The following is a 12,401-nucleotide window of genomic DNA, read 5'->3' on the forward strand; positions in this document are numbered from 1 at the left end:
TCCGGCTGCGGGCGGCCTGGCGTCGGGGGCAGCCGTGCCGGCTTGGGCGTGGTCCGGGGTGGCCCAGCCCCGCCCAGACCCGCCGCGGCCGGCGGCTCCCGGCGTACGCCTCCCCGTACGCCCCCTCACCCCGCCAGGGTCGCGTCCAGGTTTGACATGATCAGGTCGCCGACGATCGCGGCCGCCGCGCGGTAGCCGCCGCTGGCCGCGTGGACGACCTGCTCGCCGAAGCCCATCGTGTTGCCGGCCGTCCACACGCCCGGGACGGAGGTGCGGCCGGTCGGGTCCACCACCGGGTACGCGCCGAACGGGGTCTCCTGGAGGTCCGCGCCCAGCCGCTCCATCAGGCCGGTCCGCGGTACCGCCCGCGGGGCGACGAACACGACCGAGCGGTCGTGTGCCGAGCCGTCCGCCAGCCGGACGCCGGTCAGCCGGTCGTCCTCGACGCGCAGGGCGGCGACCTCGCCGGGGACCACCTTGACCCCGGCCGCGGCGAGGCGGCGCAGGTCGTCGTCGGTCAGCTCCTCCTCGGCGACCGTGTGCAGGAAGAGCGTCACGTCGTCCGACCAGCCGGACACCATCAGCGCCTGGTGCACACTGAGCGGGCTGGTGGCGAGCACGCCGAAGTGCCCGTCGCGCACCTCCCAGCCGTGGCAGAACGGGCAGTGCAGCACGTCCCGGCCGAACCGCTCGGCGACCCCCGGCACGGCCGGCAGCTCGTCCCTGAGCCCGGTGGTGACGATCAGCCGGCGGGCCCGCACGGTGCCCCCGCCGGCCAGCCGCACGGCGAAGTCCCCGTCCCGGGACACGTCGACCGCCCGGTCGCGGACCAGTTCCACGCCGTAGCGCGCGATCTCCTCCCGGCCGAGCGCCAGGAACTCGGCGGGCGACATGCCGTCCCGCGTCAGGTAGCCCTGCATGTGGTCCGAGGGCGTGTTGCGGGGCTCTCCGGCGTCGACGACCAGCGTGCGCAGCCGTGACCGGCCCAGGACGAGTGCGGCGGACAGCCCGGCGGCACCGCCGCCCACGACCACCACGTCGTACGTCCCGGTCAGGTCCGTGCGCTGGGTAGGGGTGACGTTCTGGGTCATGGTGACCACCTCCACTGAGAAGGTCGCTCCACCACCCCTGTATTGACAAATCTTGTTGCTGATTCTGCAATACTCACATGACTGCAGACGACGTCCTGGCCGGTGTCGGCCCCCGGCTCCGCCAGGTCCGCAAGGAGCGCGAGGTGACCCTGGCGGCCCTGTCCGAGACCACCGGCATCTCCGTCAGCACCCTGTCGCGGCTGGAGTCGGGCCTGCGCAAGCCCAGCCTCGAACTGCTGCTGCCGATCGCCCAGGCCCACCAGGTGCCGCTGGACGAACTGGTCGGCGCCCCGCCGGTCGGCGACCCCCGGGTGCGGTCCGAGCCGATCGTGCGCCACGGCCGCACGCACTGGCCGCTCACCCGCCAGCCGGGCGGGCTCCAGGCGTTCAAGGTGCTGGAACCCGCGCGCAAGGAGGAACCGGACCCGCGCACCCACGAGGGATACGAGTGGCTCTACGTCCTCTCGGGCCGGCTGCGGCTCGTGCTCGGGGACCACGACGTGGTGCTGTCGGCGGGGGAGGCCGCAGAGTTCGACACCCGGGTGCCGCACTGGTTCGGGTCGACGGGGGAGGGGCCGGCCGAGTTCCTCAGCCTCTTCGGCCCGCAGGGGGAGCGGATGCACGTACGGGCGCGGCCCGCCGCCCGCGGGTGACGGCTCGCGCGGAAGGGGATTGCGGGTACACGACGGCGGCACGTGACGTACGACCGCGTGCGAGCTGTTCCCCGATCGGCAAGCGACCGCTTAGTATGCGAGTGACCCGGTCGGACGACACAGTCGGTGGAGGCCCCGCATGCAGGCATGGCAGGTGCACGAGAACGGCGAGCCGGGCGAGGTGATGCGCCTCGCGGACGTGGAGCCGCCCACGCCCGGCGACGGCCAGGTCCTGCTGAGGGTCCGCGCCGCCAACATCAACTTCCCGGACGCCCTGCTCTGCCGGGGCCAGTACCAGATCAGGCCGCCGCTGCCGTTCACACCGGGCGTGGAGATCTGCGGCGAGACCGAGGACGGGCGCCGCGTCATCGCCAACCCCGCGCTGCCGCACGGCGGCTTCGCCGAGTACGCCCTCGCGGACGCCCGTGCCCTGCTCCCCGCGCCGGACGCGCTGGACGACGCCGAGGCCGCGGCCCTGCACATCGGCTACCAGACCGGCTGGTTCGGCCTGCATCGCCGGGCCCGGCTGGAGGCCGGCGAGACGCTGCTCGTCCACGCTGCCGCCGGAGGGGTCGGCAGCGCGGCCGTACAGCTCGGCAAGGCCGCCGGCGCCACCGTCATCGGTGTCGTCGGCGGACCCGAGAAGGCGGCCGTCGCCCGGGAGCTGGGCTGCGACGTGGTCGTCGACCGGCACGGCGAGGACGTCGTCGCCGCCGTGAAGGAGGCCACCGGCGGCCGGGGCGCGGACGTGATCTACGACCCGGTGGGCGGCCAGGCCTACACCCAGTCCGCCAAGACCGTCGCCTTCGAGGGCCGGATCGTCGTCGTCGGCTTCGCGAGCGGCACCATCCCCAGCCCCGCGCTCAACCACGCCCTGGTGAAGAACTACGCGATCCTCGGCCTGCACTGGGGCCTCTACAACACCAAGGATCCGAAGCTGGTCCTGCACTGCCACGAACAGCTCACCGACCTGGCCGCGCGGGGCGCGATCAAGCCGCTGGTGAGCGAGCGGGTGCCGCTCGGCGGGGCGGCGGACGCCGTGCAGCGCGTCGCCGACGGCAGGACGACCGGCCGGGTGGCCGTCGTACCCGAAACGCTGGAGAAGGGAGCCGCCGCATGACCGACGCCACCGAACTGCGCACCCGCACCAAGGAGTTGCTGGCCGCACATCCGCCGGCGACCACGGACCGCCTGGACTTCCTGAGGGCCCGCTTCGACGCGGGGCTCGCCTGGGTGCACTACCCGCAGGGCCTCGGCGGACTCGGCGTCCCCCGCTCCCTCCAGGCCGTCGTGGACGCCGAGCTGGCGGCGGCGGGCGCCCCCGACAACGACCCCCGGCGGATCGGCATCGGCCTCGGCATGGCCGCCCCGACGATCCTCCAGTACGGCACCGAGGAGCAGAAGCGCCGGCTGCTGCGCCCGCTGTGGACCGGCGAGGAGGTGTGGTGCCAGCTGTTCAGCGAACCGGGCGCCGGTTCCGACCTCGCGGCCCTCGGCACCCGGGCCGTCCGCGAGGATGGGGGCCCCTCCCGCTCGAGCGAAGCCGAGAGCGGGGGAGACTGGGTCGTCGACGGGCAGAAGGTGTGGACCTCCAGCGCGCACCTCGCCCGCTGGGCCATCCTCATCGCCCGCACCGACCCGGACCTGCCCAAGCACCGGGGCATCACCTACTTCGTCTGCGACATGACCGACCCCGGGGTCGAGGTCCGGCCGCTGCGCCAGATCACCGGCGAGGCCGAGTTCAACGAGGTGTTCCTCACCGGCGTCCGCATCCCCGACTCCCGGCGCCTCGGTGAGACCGGCGACGGCTGGCGGGTCGCGCAGACCACGCTGAACAACGAGCGCGTCGCCATCGGCGGTACCCCGATCCCCCGCGAGGGCGGCATGATCGGCAAGATCGCCGGGACCTGGCGGGAACGCCCGGACCTGCGCACCCACGACCTGCACCAGCGGCTGCTCGGCCTGTGGGTCGAGGCCGAGGTCGCGCGGCTCACCGGCGTACGGCTGCGCCAGCAGCTGGTGGCCGGCCAGCCCGGCCCCGAGGGGGCCGGCATGAAGCTGAACTTCGCCCGGCTCAACCAGGAGATCAGCGGCCTGGAGGTCGAACTCCTCGGCGAGGAGGGCCTGCTGTACGACGACTGGACGATGCGCCGCCCCGAGCTGGTGGACTTCACCGGCCGCGACGCCGGGTACCGCTACCTGCGCTCCAAGGGCAACAGCATCGAGGGCGGGACCAGCGAGGTCCTGCTCAACATCGTCGCCGAACGCGTCCTGGGCCTGCCCGCCGAGCCGCGCACCGACAAGGACGTCGCATGGAAGGACCTCGCCCGATGAGCGCACAGCCGGAACCCGCTCTGCTCTACTCGGAGGAGGAAGAGGCGCTGCGCGCCGCCGTCCGGGACCTGCTCACCGACCACTGCGACCCGGCGGGCGTCATCGCCCGCACCGAGTCGGCCGGCCCGCACGACGTGTCGCTGTGGAAGTCGCTCGCCGGTTCGATGGGCCTCGCCGGCCTGCTGGTCCCGGAGGAACTGGGCGGCCAGGGCGCCACCCACCGGGAAACCGCTGTGGTGCTGGAGGAGTTGGGACGCGCGGTCGCGCCGGTGCCGTACCTGACGAGCGCCGTCGTCGCCACCGAGGCGCTGCTGGCCTGCGCGGCCGACGACCTGCTCACCGAGCTGGCGTCCGCGACCTCCGTCGCCGCACTCGCCGTCGGACTCCACGTCGCACCGGGCGGCCCGGTCCCGCACGTGCGGCTCGAAGAGGGCACCCTGCACGGGGAACTGACCGGCATCGCCGACGCGGCCGTGGCCGACGTGCTGCTGGTGCCCGCGGACGACGGGGGACTGTACGCGGTCCGTGCCGCCGACGTCACCGTCACCCCGCAGACGTCCCTGGACCTCACCCGGCCCCTCGCCCGCATCACCCTCGAAGGCGCCCCCGGGCGCCGGCTCGGTGAGTCCGGACCCGCTGTGCGGCGCGCCCTGCGGGCCGGTGCCGGGCTGCTCGCCTCGGAGCAACTGGGCCTGGCCGACTGGCTGCTCACCGAGACCGTCCGCTACCTGAAGGAACGCAAGCAGTTCAACCGCCAGGTCGGCGGCTTCCAGGCGCTCAAGCACCGGCTCGCCGGGCTGTGGCTGGAGGTGGCCGGGCTGCGCGCCGCGGCCCGCAACGCGGCCGACGCCCTGGCCACCGGCGAGGACACCGACGTGGCCGTCGCCGTGGCCGTCGCCGTGGCCCAGGCGTACGCGGCCCAGGTGGCCGTCCACGCCGCCGAGGAGGCGCTGCAACTGCACGGCGGCATCGGCATGACCTGGGAGCACCCGGTCCACCTGTACCTGAAGCGGGCCAAGGCCGACTCGATCGCCTACGGCGCGGCGGGCACCCACCGGGCGGCGCTGGCCGAACTGGTCGACCTGCGAGCCCCCTGACGGCCCTCCGCCCGTCCGCGCGGTGCCCGTCCCTCCGGGGGCGGGCACTTTCCGTGCGACCGGCTCCGTCGAGGTGAACGACCGAGGGCGGTCCGGCCAACTCCCCGCACGACTCTGCTCCCTGAGGGCACCGGGACCGCATACTCACAGGCGTCCCGTACGGCACATTCAGGGAGGCAGAGCATGGCCCTCACCACCCGACGCAGAGCCCTCACCACCCTCGGCGCCGCCCTCGCGGGCGCGGTCGCCCTGCCCGCAGGCAACGCGCTGGCGAGTGAAGGCGGGCGCGGGCCACGCCCGTTGTGGCGCGCGCACGCCCACAACGACTACGAGCACCCCCGCCCGCTCCTCGACGCGCTCGACCACCGCTTCGGCAGCGTCGAGGCCGACATCTACCTGGTCGACGGTCAACTCCTCGTCGCCCACGACCCCGAGGACCTCGACCCGGCCCGCACCCTGGAATCCCTCTACCTCGACCCCCTCGCCGCCCGGGTCCGCGCGAACCACGGCAGGGTCTACCGGCGGGACCGCCGCGCCCTGCAACTCCTCATCGACATCAAGACCGAGGGGGCGTCGACGTACCTCGAACTCGACCGGCAGCTGCGCCGCCACCGGCACCTGTTCACCGCCTGCGCCCACGGACGGGTCCTCCCCGGCGCGGTCACCGCGGTGGTCTCCGGCGACCGGGCGGCCCGCGCCCCCATGGAGGCCCAGCGCACGCGCCGCGCCTTCTACGACGGCCGCCTCACCGACCTCGGCAGCACCGCCCCCGCCTCCTTCGTCCCGCTGATCAGCGACAACTGGACGCTCAACTTCACCTGGCAGGGCGTGGGCGCCTTCCCCTCCACCGAACGGCGCAGGCTGCGGGGCATCGTCGGCGCGGCGCACGCCCGCGGGCAGCGGGTGCGGTTCTGGGCCACGCCCGACGTCGCGGGACCCGCGCGGGACGCCGTGTGGACCGAACTGCTCGCCGCCGGTGTCGACCACCTCAACACGGACGACCTCGCCGGCCTGGAGGCGTTCCTCGACGCCCACCGGGACGCGTAGGAACACCGGCGGGAACACCACTCGTTCGGAGGACAGGTCAGTCGCACGGACGAACCCTCCGCTACGCCACACTTGCGGCCGAACGCCGCGAAGTGGACGTGGCGGAGGAGGTTGACGATGGCCGTTTCCATCTCTGTGGTGCTGTTGCTGTTCGTCCTCGCGGTGCTCTTCCTGCGCAACGGCGGGCTGAAGATCTCGCACGCGCTGGTGTGTCTGCTGCTCGGCTTCTACCTGGCGAGCACGAGCATCGCCCCGACCATCAACAGCGGTCTGACCGCGACGGCGGACATCGTGAGCAGCCTCAGACCGTAGACCGTTGACCGTTGACCGTAGACCGGGCCGCGGGCGGGCTATCCGCCCACGACTCGTGAGCGGATGAGGAAGCGCACCCCCTCGGGCGCCTCCAGGGAGAAGCCGCTGCCGCGGCCCGCGACGACGTCCACGGTCAACCGGGTGTGACTCCACACCTCGTACTGACTGCGCGACATCCAGAACTCCACCGGCTCCCCGACGCCGTCCACGACCAGCTCGCCGAGCAGGACGTCCGAACCGCCGGTACGGAATTCGCCGGCCGGATAGCACATGGGGGCGCTGCCGTCGCAGCAGCCGCCGGACTGGTGGAACATCAGCGGGCCGTGCGCCCCGCGGAGCCGCCGCAGCAGAACGGCGGCCTCGGGGGTCAGCTCGACGCGGGGGATCTCCTCGTATGTGTCGCCCATGGGGCGCATCCCAGCACGGGGAAGGTTGCGAGTGCGTTGCGCGGGTGGTGCCGTCGTGCTGGATTTTGGTCCTTTGACATACCTATCTAGGCATACCTATTATCCGCGGGTGACCGCCTCCAGCACCCCTAGCCGGGACATCGACCGCGTGGCCTCCGGGCTCGCGGCGTGCCTTCCCGCGCTGCACCGGGCGCTGGACCGGCAGGTCGCCGCCGCGTACCCGCACCCCAAGCCCCCGGAGGGGCAGCTCGCCCTGCTGCGCTTCGTCGCACAGCGTGAGGGCGCCACCGTGCGCGAGGCCGCCGAGGCCCTGCTGATGAAGCCGAACAACGTCAGCGCCCTGGTCTCCCAGCTCACCGAGCAGGGTGATCTGGAGCGCCGGCAGGACAGTGCGGACAAGCGGGTCGCCCACCTCCACCTCACGGCCATGGCCCGTGAGCGGGTGTCCGAGGTGCGGGAACTGGAGACCGCGTTCATCCGCCACGCCCTGACCTCCCTCACCGAGGGACAGCAGGGCGCCCTCGGCTCCGCCCTGGACGCGCTCGACGCGTTGGCGCGCCACCTCCACCCCGCCGCCCGCTGACCGGGCGGAACCCGGGCGTTCTCGCCGGCCGCAGGCGCACCGTCGTGCCCGCGGCCGGTCCGCCGTGCTCCCGCGGACCGCCATGTCTCCGCGCACCACCCCCTTGAACCTGGAAGCGAAGGCCCGTTCATGCCCTCCACGTCCGTGGCTGACCCCACCGCGCCCGCGGCCGAGACCGCCCCACCGTCGGCCGGCCGTCGGCGGTCCAACCCGTGGCTGACCCTGCTCGCCGTCGCGTTCGGACTCTTCATGGTCCAGCTCGACGGCTCCGTCGTCGCCATCGCCAACCCCGCGATCGGCAGCGACCTGCACGCGTCGACCGCCCAACTCCAGTGGGTCACCAACGCCTACCTGCTCGCGCTGGCCGCCACCCTCATCCTGGGCGGCAAGCTCGGCGACCGGTTCGGACGGCGCACCTACTACCTTGTCGGCGTCGCCGGCTTCACCCTCGCCTCCGTCGCCATCGGCCTGGCCGGCTCGGTCGAGGGCGTGGTCGCCTTCCGCGCGCTCCAGGGCGCCTTCGGCGGACTGCTGATGCCCAACACCCTCGGCCTGCTGCGCTCCGTGTTCCCGCCGAAGAAGTTCGGCATGGCCGTGGGCATCTGGGCCATGGTCTCCGCCGTGGCGACCGCCCTCGGACCCATCGTCGGCGGACTCCTCGTGGAACACGTCGACTGGGAGTCCGTCTTCTACATCAACGCCCCCATCGGCGTCGCCGCCATCGTCTTCGGAGTCCTCGTCCTCCCGGAGAGCCGTGGCGCCGCGGGCCGGGAGCGCTTCGACCTTCCCGGCCTCGTCCTGCTCGCCCTCGGTCTGCTGGCCGTGGTCTTCGGTGTCGTCAAGGGCGAGACCTGGGGCTGGACCTCCGCCGGGACCCTGGGCGCCGTCGGGGCGGGCCTCGTCCTGCTGCTCGTGTTCGGCCGGCACGAGACCCGGACCGCGCACCCGTTGCTGCCGATGAGCCTGTTCCGCAGCCGGGCACTGACGATCGGCGCGGTCATCACCGCGCTGAACTTCTTCGTCATGCTGGGAGTGATCTTCTTCGTGATGCTGTACCTCCAGAACGTGCGCGGCTTCACCCCGGTCCAGGCGGGCGTGCGCACGCTCCCGCTCAGTCTCGCCTCGCTGGTCGCCTCGCCGCTGGGCGCGGCCCTGACCCAGCGCTTCGGACCGCGGCTGACCATGCCGGTGGGCATGCTGCTCCAGGCGGCATCCTGCTTCGGCATGCTCACCTGGCAGACCGACTCCTCCTACGCCACGATGTGGCCGCCGTTCATCGCCCTCGGCCTCGGCGTCGGCATGGTGATGTCCGCCTCCTCGGACGCCATCGTGGGCAACGCCCCCGTCCGGTACGCCGGGGTGGCCGGCGGTCTCCAGGCGACCACCCTGCAGATCGGCGGGGCGCTCGGTACGTCCGTCCTGGTCTCGCTGATCAGCGCCCGGGTCGGCTCCACGCTCACCGGCGAGCTGACCGGCGCGGGTGTGCCGTCCGCCATGGCCCACGGGTTGCGGGAGGCCGAGGACGCCGTGGCGATGGGCGTGGCACCCGTCTCCGGTGATCTGCCGGCCGGGCTGCGGGCCGCCGTGGTGGAGGGCAGCGGGCAGGCGTTCATGAACGGAGTCCACCTGGCCGTGGTCGTCACCGGCGTCCTCTGCCTGTTCGGCGCGGCCCTCGCCGCGGCCGGTATCCGGCGCGCCCCGGAGGGCCCGGCGGACCACTGACACCGGGTCACGGCGGTGCCCCTAGCTGGGCGCACCGCCGTCGGCCTCCGTCAGACCTCGCCGGCCACCGTGCGGGGCAGCACCGTGACCCGGCGGAAGTTGCACCCCGAGGGCGGGTCGCCGGCCGGCCGGGACTGATGGGCCTTGAGGGCGATGCTCACCAGGCTCAGCAACAGGTCGACGTCGGCGTCGCAGTCCAGGTGCACCGTCACCCAGCGTGAGCCTGCGACCAGGCGGATGGCGCTGGAGCCGCTGAGGTCGTACTGGAAGCGCTGGATGGCCCGGTGGGTGAGGTGGAGGTCCACGTCCCGGTCCGAATGGAAGTGGACGATCTCGTCGCGGACGGAGCACAGTGCCCGTCCTGTTCCACAACTGGCCGAACCCGCGGTGAGGTCGGGCCAGGCTTGCAGCCGCTCAAAGGCGTGCTGGGCCGGAGTCATGCCCCCATCGTCGCCCGATCACCGCTTCGCAACCAGAGGTTGAGCGATTTGTAACCGGTACGTGAGGTCGGCGGGGCCCGGGGCGGGGGCACCGCCGACCTCACTCGAAAGGGTCAGGACGCGACGCAGCCGATCGTCCCCGCGGGGAAGTCGTTGCCCGTGGACGTCGCGGTGAAGCCGAAGGTGACGCTGGAGTCGGGTGGTATGACGCGGTTGTGGTCCACGTTCCGGACCGTCACCGTGCCGTCGCCACCGCTGGACACCGAACCGTTCCACACCCCGCCCAGCGTGGTCCCGCCGCCCGGCCGCCACTGCACCGCCCAGCCGTTGAGGGGCTCGCTGCTGTGGTTCATCACCTCCACCGAGCCCTGGAAGCCACCGCTCCAGGAGTTCTCCACGGAGTAGACGGCCATGCAGGAACCGGAGTGCGTGGGTGGTGCCGTCGGGGTCGGCGTGGGCGTCGGGTCCGGGCCCGGAGTGCTTCCCGAACCGCGGATGCCGGTGACCTCGCCGTTGCCGCCGTCGAAGACGACGTCCGAGCAGGAGAAGAAGTTCTCCTGGCTGTCCGAACGCACCCACTGCATGAAGATCAGCGCGTCGCCCGAGCGGCCCGAGGGCAGCGCGAGATCCCAGAAGTAGTGGCCCCCGTCGGTACCCGGCGAGCCCTGCTGCGGCGGGTCGGTCACCGTCTCGATCAGCTCCAGGTCGTCCCAGCCCAGCTCGGACGTGGGCGACCAGCCCGGCTTGGTCAGATAGACCCGGAAGTCACCGGGGTGGGCCGCCCAGTTGCTGTACTGCACCTTGATGGTGGAACCGGACGTCAGGTGCGTCCGGGGCCAGTCCGCGCGGGCCGCGTTGTAGGCGGCGAAGTCGTACGGGGAACGGTCGCCGGCGCTGCACAGGGTGCCGTCCGGCACGTAACCCGCGCCTCGTCCGCCCGCGTTGGAGTCGAGCACGGCGAACCAGTTGTACAGCGCCGTCCCGCCGCTCTCGTCGAGGGCGGCCCGGCAGGCCGGGTTCGTCGGGTCGAGGGCGCCGGTGTCGGTCTTGGCGTCCAGTTGGCAGAGGTAGGTGCGGGAGCCGGGCATCATCGCCACGCCGTGCGCCTCGGCCCGCCCCTGCCCGAGCAGGAGGGTCACGCCGAGCGCACTGAGCAGGGTGGCCAGCACCGCCGCGAGTGAGAGGAGTCTGCTGCGTCGAGCCATGGGGTCTCCTGATTCCGCCGGTGGGAAGAGGGGTGTGGAGGAGGTGGAGCCCCCGCCCGTCCGGGGGCGGGGCTTCGACCGGACGGGCGGGGGAGTGCTTACGCCGTGGTGCAGGCGGCGTCGTTCAGGCGGAAACCGTCCGGCTCTGCGAACGTCCCGCCGTGCGCGCCCTGGAAGCCGAACGACAGGCTGCCGCCGGGAGCGATCCGGGCGTTGTGCGCCACGCCGGTGGCCGTGACCGCGCCCGCGGACGGGGCGACCGAGGCGTTCCAGGCGTTGGTGATCCGCTGGCCCGAGGGCAGGGTGAAGGCGAGCCGCCAGCCGTCGACGGGCGCCGTACCGGTGTTGGTGACGGTGACGTCCGCGGTGAACCCGTTCTGCCAGACGTTCGTGCCGTACGACACCTCGCACGCCTCTGCCTCGCCCGGCTCGCCGGGGTCGGGGTCCGGGCCGGGTCCGGTGCCGGTCTGCACGGTGGAGGAGAAGGAGTTCACGGCCAGTCCCGCGCCGTTCTGCCAGGGTTCGAAGCCCGCCTGAACGCTGGTCAGGTACCAGTCGTTCTCGGCGAGGCCGCGCGCGACGGTCGCCCGGACGAAGTCCATGACGTCGAAGCTCCAGCTGCTGATCGCCGACGGGGCCACGAAGGACAGCACGTCGTTGGAGCCGTTGCTGCCGCTCCACACCTCCCAGGTCCGGCCGCCCACGGTGGCCGTGCCGACCGGGGAGCCGATGGGCTGGATCGGGCCGACTCGGTTGAACCAGATCATGATCTCGGTCTGGTTGACGCCGTCGGTCCGGGGAGTCGGGTCCAGCCAGATGTCGTAGGAGGCGTTGTAGACGGCGTCGCCGGCGAAGCCGTACGAGATGCTGGACGGCGCGCTGGAGACGGTGTTCAGCCGCGCGGGCAGACTGGTGCCCGGCGAACAGGTGGTGTAGTGACAGCCGTTGAAGACCGACGGGTACGACTTCGGTGCCCCGTTGGTCGGCACCGAGCCGTCGGCCTGGGTGACCCGGAAGCCGCTGTCGGTCGAGGTGATGCACTGGGTGGCGCTGGAACCCCAGCGGTTGTTCTGGACGACGTACCGTCCCTGGATCGTCGTCGTTCCGAAGGGTTCGCAGATCGTGGTGTCCGCCTGGGCCGGTGCCGCCGCGGTGATGAGCGACGCGACGGCCGCGAAGCTCGCGAGAGTCGCGATCAGCGCGGACAAGAGGCCGCGTAGGGTGCGGACTTGAGGCTGTGGCGTTCGCATGGGGGCCTCTCCGGGAGAGTGCGGGGGGAAGGGGCCGGAGCGGGAGCGCTCCCAACTCCCCACTGATGGGAGCGCTCCCAACTACCGGTTGACTGGGGACTGTAGGAGCCGTTCATGTTCCTGACAAGACTGTGCGCACAAGGAGCCGTGGAACGAATCTCGAAGCCCCAGGTGGGAGCCGGGGGCGGGGGGGGGGGGGGGGCCCCCGCGGGCGGGGGGGGGGGGGGGGGGCGGGGCGCCGCGACGGAACGGTCGTAGAG

13 protein-coding genes are annotated in these 12,401 nt (G+C 72.7%); 8 read left to right on the top strand and 5 right to left on the bottom strand.

The genetic code is table 11. The features are described from left to right. Positions 1-125: 125 nt before the first annotated feature. The gene (locus tag ACFWR9_RS31540; RefSeq protein WP_383847931.1) at positions 126-1,091 is read right to left on the bottom strand and encodes an NAD(P)/FAD-dependent oxidoreductase; all 966 of its coding nucleotides are present in this window, start codon (positions 1,089-1,091) and stop codon (positions 126-128) included. Between the two features lie 77 nt (positions 1,092-1,168). Between ACFWR9_RS31540 and ACFWR9_RS31545 the strand changes: the two genes are divergently transcribed. From ACFWR9_RS31545 to ACFWR9_RS31570, 6 genes are all read left to right on the top strand, one after another. Continuing rightward, positions 1,169-1,744 (top strand): helix-turn-helix domain-containing protein, encoded by a 576-nt coding sequence (locus ACFWR9_RS31545; RefSeq protein ID WP_383847933.1) that lies wholly within the window; start codon positions 1,169-1,171, stop codon positions 1,742-1,744. A gap of 139 nt (positions 1,745-1,883) precedes the next feature. Beyond that, positions 1,884-2,864 carry an NADPH:quinone oxidoreductase family protein gene (locus tag ACFWR9_RS31550; protein WP_383847935.1) on the top strand — a complete coding sequence of 327 codons (981 nt, stop codon included), beginning with the start codon at positions 1,884-1,886 and terminating at the stop codon, positions 2,862-2,864. After that, entirely contained in the window at positions 2,861-4,078 is a 1,218-nt protein-coding gene (locus ACFWR9_RS31555; protein WP_383847937.1) for an acyl-CoA dehydrogenase family protein, read from the top strand. The genes ACFWR9_RS31550 and ACFWR9_RS31555 overlap by 4 nt, the downstream gene beginning before the upstream one ends. After that, complete coding sequence (locus ACFWR9_RS31560) at positions 4,075-5,175, top strand: acyl-CoA dehydrogenase family protein (RefSeq protein ID WP_383847939.1); 1,101 nt, start codon at positions 4,075-4,077, stop codon at positions 5,173-5,175. The genes ACFWR9_RS31555 and ACFWR9_RS31560 overlap by 4 nt, the downstream gene beginning before the upstream one ends. A gap of 183 nt (positions 5,176-5,358) precedes the next feature. Continuing rightward, on the top strand, positions 5,359-6,222 hold the full coding sequence (locus ACFWR9_RS31565) for a phosphatidylinositol-specific phospholipase C/glycerophosphodiester phosphodiesterase family protein (protein WP_383847941.1): 864 nt from the start codon (positions 5,359-5,361) through the stop codon (positions 6,220-6,222). Between the two features lie 117 nt (positions 6,223-6,339). Continuing rightward, entirely contained in the window at positions 6,340-6,534 is a 195-nt protein-coding gene (locus ACFWR9_RS31570; protein ID WP_383847944.1) for a hypothetical protein, read from the top strand. Between the two features lie 38 nt (positions 6,535-6,572). Here ACFWR9_RS31570 and ACFWR9_RS31575 read toward each other — a convergent pair whose 3' ends face one another. Continuing rightward, entirely contained in the window at positions 6,573-6,941 is a 369-nt protein-coding gene (locus tag ACFWR9_RS31575; RefSeq protein ID WP_383847945.1) for a DUF779 domain-containing protein, read from the bottom strand. Positions 6,942-7,050: 109 nt separating this feature from the next. Here ACFWR9_RS31575 and ACFWR9_RS31580 point away from each other — a divergent pair, with 109 nt between their 5' ends. Next, complete coding sequence (locus tag ACFWR9_RS31580) at positions 7,051-7,524, top strand: MarR family winged helix-turn-helix transcriptional regulator (RefSeq protein ID WP_383847947.1); 474 nt, start codon at positions 7,051-7,053, stop codon at positions 7,522-7,524. Between the two features lie 129 nt (positions 7,525-7,653). Continuing rightward, the gene (locus tag ACFWR9_RS31585) at positions 7,654-9,246 is read left to right on the top strand and encodes an MFS transporter (RefSeq protein WP_383847948.1); all 1,593 of its coding nucleotides are present in this window, start codon (positions 7,654-7,656) and stop codon (positions 9,244-9,246) included. 50 nt (positions 9,247-9,296) lie between these two features. On the opposite strand, the gene ACFWR9_RS31590 is transcribed toward ACFWR9_RS31585, so the two are convergent. The 3 genes from ACFWR9_RS31590 to ACFWR9_RS31600 form a co-directional block, all read right to left on the bottom strand. Further along, complete coding sequence (locus ACFWR9_RS31590) at positions 9,297-9,686, bottom strand: luciferase family protein (protein ID WP_383847951.1); 390 nt, start codon at positions 9,684-9,686, stop codon at positions 9,297-9,299. A 113-nt stretch (positions 9,687-9,799) separates the two neighbouring features. Then, positions 9,800-10,891, bottom strand: coding sequence for a lytic polysaccharide monooxygenase (locus ACFWR9_RS31595; RefSeq protein WP_383847954.1), 1,092 nt, complete (start codon positions 10,889-10,891; stop codon positions 9,800-9,802). Between the two features lie 98 nt (positions 10,892-10,989). Next, a complete protein-coding gene (locus ACFWR9_RS31600) occupies positions 10,990-12,141 on the bottom strand; it encodes a cellulose binding domain-containing protein (RefSeq protein ID WP_383847956.1) in 1,152 nt (383 codons plus the stop codon). Between the last annotated feature and the right edge of the window lie 260 nt (positions 12,142-12,401).

It is taken from the genome of Streptomyces sp. NPDC058534, from assembly GCF_042717365.1.
GTDB lineage: Bacteria > Actinomycetota > Actinomycetes > Streptomycetales > Streptomycetaceae > Streptomyces.

Coding starts and splice junctions, on each gene's coding strand:
- ACFWR9_RS31540 (WP_383847931.1), bottom strand. CDS start 1,091: ATGACCCAGAACGTCACCCCTACCCAGCGCACGGACCTGACCGGGACG.
- ACFWR9_RS31545 (WP_383847933.1), top strand. CDS start 1,169: ATGACTGCAGACGACGTCCTGGCCGGTGTCGGCCCCCGGCTCCGCCAG.
- ACFWR9_RS31550 (WP_383847935.1), top strand. CDS start 1,884: ATGCAGGCATGGCAGGTGCACGAGAACGGCGAGCCGGGCGAGGTGATG.
- ACFWR9_RS31555 (WP_383847937.1), top strand. CDS start 2,861: ATGACCGACGCCACCGAACTGCGCACCCGCACCAAGGAGTTGCTGGCC.
- ACFWR9_RS31560 (WP_383847939.1), top strand. CDS start 4,075: ATGAGCGCACAGCCGGAACCCGCTCTGCTCTACTCGGAGGAGGAAGAG.
- ACFWR9_RS31565 (WP_383847941.1), top strand. CDS start 5,359: ATGGCCCTCACCACCCGACGCAGAGCCCTCACCACCCTCGGCGCCGCC.
- ACFWR9_RS31570 (WP_383847944.1), top strand. CDS start 6,340: ATGGCCGTTTCCATCTCTGTGGTGCTGTTGCTGTTCGTCCTCGCGGTG.
- ACFWR9_RS31575 (WP_383847945.1), bottom strand. CDS start 6,941: ATGGGCGACACATACGAGGAGATCCCCCGCGTCGAGCTGACCCCCGAG.
- ACFWR9_RS31585 (WP_383847948.1), top strand. CDS start 7,654: ATGCCCTCCACGTCCGTGGCTGACCCCACCGCGCCCGCGGCCGAGACC.
- ACFWR9_RS31590 (WP_383847951.1), bottom strand. CDS start 9,686: ATGACTCCGGCCCAGCACGCCTTTGAGCGGCTGCAAGCCTGGCCCGAC.
- ACFWR9_RS31595 (WP_383847954.1), bottom strand. CDS start 10,891: ATGGCTCGACGCAGCAGACTCCTCTCACTCGCGGCGGTGCTGGCCACC.
- ACFWR9_RS31600 (WP_383847956.1), bottom strand. CDS start 12,141: ATGCGAACGCCACAGCCTCAAGTCCGCACCCTACGCGGCCTCTTGTCC.